The 3,071-nt window shown below is 58.3% G+C and carries 3 protein-coding genes; 1 reads left to right on the forward strand and 2 read right to left on the reverse strand.

Annotated features, from left to right (window positions below; all coding sequences use genetic code 11):
- Nucleotides 1-297: 297 nt before the first annotated feature.
- Nucleotides 298-1,743, reverse strand: a complete 1,446-nt coding sequence (locus IVA82_RS15990; RefSeq protein ID WP_249815283.1) for an IS4 family transposase — start codon at nucleotides 1,741-1,743, stop codon at nucleotides 298-300.
- A 199-nt stretch (nucleotides 1,744-1,942) separates the two neighbouring features.
- Between IVA82_RS15990 and IVA82_RS15995 the strand changes: the two genes are divergently transcribed.
- A protein-coding gene (locus tag IVA82_RS15995; RefSeq protein ID WP_253075574.1) for an IS5 family transposase occupies nucleotides 1,943-2,783 on the forward strand; the annotation gives its coding sequence in 2 pieces (ribosomal slippage) (nucleotides 1,943-2,322 and nucleotides 2,321-2,783; 843 coding nt in all).
- A gap of 19 nt (nucleotides 2,784-2,802) precedes the next feature.
- On the opposite strand, the gene IVA82_RS16000 is transcribed toward IVA82_RS15995, so the two are convergent.
- On the reverse strand, nucleotides 2,803-3,071 hold a 269-nt coding region (locus IVA82_RS16000), incomplete at its 5' end, for a hypothetical protein (RefSeq protein WP_247493412.1).

Below are 3,071 nucleotides of genomic sequence, written 5' to 3' on the forward strand. Positions count from 1 at the left end.
ATCTGACCCATCAATCGCTCTTAAGCTCGCTCTTAAACACGTGCTTATGAGTGCTCAATCCGCCTCTCAGAACAAGGCGGCCTTCATCGTGGGCGTACGTAAGCTCTCCAGGACGATCTTGAGCTTCTCATCCTCGGACCAGCGCGGCCGCCGGCCCGTCTCCACCGCCTCAAGCCGTTCGATTTGGGCACTGCGCCTATCACTGAAGGACAGTTCTCAACATCACGCCTCATTCGGCGAGGCGGCCTTCACCGGGCTTCACTGGTCTTCACTGGTCTTCACTGGCTTCACTGGCTTTCAATTACCCACAAATTCTCCTCCGACCAAGGCGCCTAACGCGATGTCGGTGAGGCGCGACAGCCCGCGCCACATGACCGTATTGCCGGGAGGCGGATCGCTGGCGCGGGCGAGATAACCGCCGAGCCGGGCGATCTTGATGAGATAGTGCGAAAGCGTCTTCTGTCTCGCTTTGGGTTTGTCGTTGACGAGGCGATCGAGCACGCCGATTTCGGTCGCGGTCAACGCGAGGGTTGGCGGCGCGTCTGGAGCGGAACGGTTGAGCATCGTCATCCAGAAGACCCGCCAACTCAGGATGCAAAAGAGCGAGATCAGATTGGTCAGACGCTGGGCGGTCCTAAGCTTCGACTCCTCAGCTTTGCAGCCCGATTTGAGGATCTTGTGGAACACCTCGATCTTCCATCTCAAAGCATACCATTCGAGCTTCTCAATGGCGTCGGTGCGGGAGCTAACAGGCAGATCTGTGATCAGCTTCCACTCGATTTTCTTTCTGTTCTTCGGCGTCACGCGCTCTTCGGCATGGATCACCGTCAAGGTCAGCGCGGGATAGCGCTTCTGCTTTCCGATCGGCGGCAAGACACGAATCTTGCGATATCTGATCTCGAGGACGGCTTCATCGGGATCACCGTTGCTGTTTCTGACGTCGATGCAATGCAGTCCTTTGACGGCGACCTCGTCCATTTCGTCGGCGATCGTGTGATCTCCATCCCCAGCCAAACGGTTAACGCAAGTCCTAATCACGAAATGCGTTCCAGCTTCTCGAGCCGCGCAGAACAGCTCATAGATGTCGCTCTCGCGATCACCGACATGAACGCATCGTCCCGGATCGCCCAGCAACTCCGTGGATTGCCGGACATTGTCCAGCCACCGAATGCTCTCCTTCTTCTCGATGGGAACGCGGGTCGGATTGATCTTCTTCTTAAGTGCGGCGGTCCCCTTGAATTTCTTCCGGGTCCAAAATTTGACGGCCGTCAGTCCAAGCGGCAGCCCATCGGTTGTCACCGCCAGGCTCGAGTGCATCAGGATGCCGCAAACCGTGTGCGATCTCAGGCGGCCCGCCTTGTCCCGGCCGCTGTTTATGCTCTTGGTGATCCCGATCGCGTCTGAGTTCTCTCTTTGATAGCTGAACTCGGTCGTATCATGGAGCACTAGAACAGGACCGTCGGTGGCAATCGTGCGCTCACGCGTCGATTGAAAGTGGCCGGCCAGAATGTCCGCCTCACTGACCCGGTCGTTGGAGAAGAAACGATACGCAGCCTTGGTGTTGGCCCAGTCCTGGCACACCAGCGGAATACTTTCGCCCATGGCGCTCCCGATCTGCGCCACCAGTTTGCGGAGCCGCTTGTTCAGGCGCTCGTCGGCAAGGCTGCAGCCTGCGAGCTCGCGATCAAAACCATGCGTCGGCTTCTTCGTCCATCGGCACCGCCCCCTGCGAATCGGTGCCAGACAAGGAATCACGGTCGATTCCTGCGTTGCAATGGTTTGTGCGCTCCCTCAGCCCGTTCGACTAAATGTGGGTAATTGAAAGCTTCACTGGACGGATACGTTGTTCATGAGCCGCCGCCTAAGTGTCTGTCCGGGAACATCTTGAATCATCGGAATCATTTGTGATTCAAGGGTGGCGGTCCGATTCGAAGGGGCGCCCATGTGGACGAAGGAGAACCGGGGTCGTTACGACCGAAGCCGGCTACGCTATCCAAGCGATTTGACTGATGAGGAATGGGCGTTGGTGGAGCCCCTGATTGCGCCGGCCAAGCGAGGCGGCAACAAGCGCACGGTCGATGTGCGCGAGGTGATCAATGGCCTGATGTATGTGCTGAGCACCGGTTGCCAATGGCGAGCGATCCCGAAGGACCTGCCGCCACGCAGCACGGTGCACGACTATTTTGACTTGTGGGCTTGGAACGGCACGCTCGATCGCATCCATCACGCGCTCTATGTACAATGTCGAGAATTGGCCAACCGAGAACCCAGCCCGAGCGCCGCCATCATCGACAGTCAAAGCGTCAAGAGCGCGGAAAAAGGGGGCGTGGATCGACCCGCATGGCTACGATGCGGGCAAGAAGATCAAGGGCAAGAAGCGCCACATCCTAGTCGATACTCAAGGCTTGCTGCTCCACGCCCTCGTGCATTCGGCGGACATCCAGGATCGTGACGGTGGGGTGCTGGTGATGGCCACGCTGTTTGGCCTGCATCCATTCCTGCTGAAGCTCTATGCTGACGGCGGCTATCAGGGGCCGATCTTTCAGTCCGCCGTTCGCAAAATCCTCCGGCAAATCGACGTCGAGATCGTCAAGCGCTCCGATACAGCAAAGAGTTTTGCGATCTTGCCCAAGCGATGGATCGTCGAACGCACCATCGCCTGGCTCAACCGCTGCCGCCGTTTGGCCAAGGATTGGGAGTGCCTCAACCGAAAGGCATTGGCGTTCTTGCGCCTCGCCTCAATCCGCCTCATGCTGCGAAAGCTCTGTCAAAAAACAGCATGATCCCGGACAGACTCTAACATTACAGTTGCCGTTTTGCTTTGAGATGCGCGCGCTGAGCGGCAGCCTGGTGAGCTCTGCGCCAGAATGACCATGCGATGACATGCGCGGGTTGGATCCGCTTTCGAGCAAGCCTGATGGCAATGCGGCGGATTTCCTGGATTGACCAACGGATCAGCGGCGGCGTGGGTATGCTTTGGCTTTTGCCGGGGGGCGGCGTTTGGTTTTTTTGGGCGGTGGCGGATTGGCGCGATGGCGGATCGCCGCCATCATGGCGAAGGCGAGCATCAC

It is taken from the genome of Bradyrhizobium sp. 142, from assembly GCF_023074015.1.
In the GTDB taxonomy this organism is placed as follows: domain Bacteria; phylum Pseudomonadota; class Alphaproteobacteria; order Rhizobiales; family Xanthobacteraceae; genus Bradyrhizobium.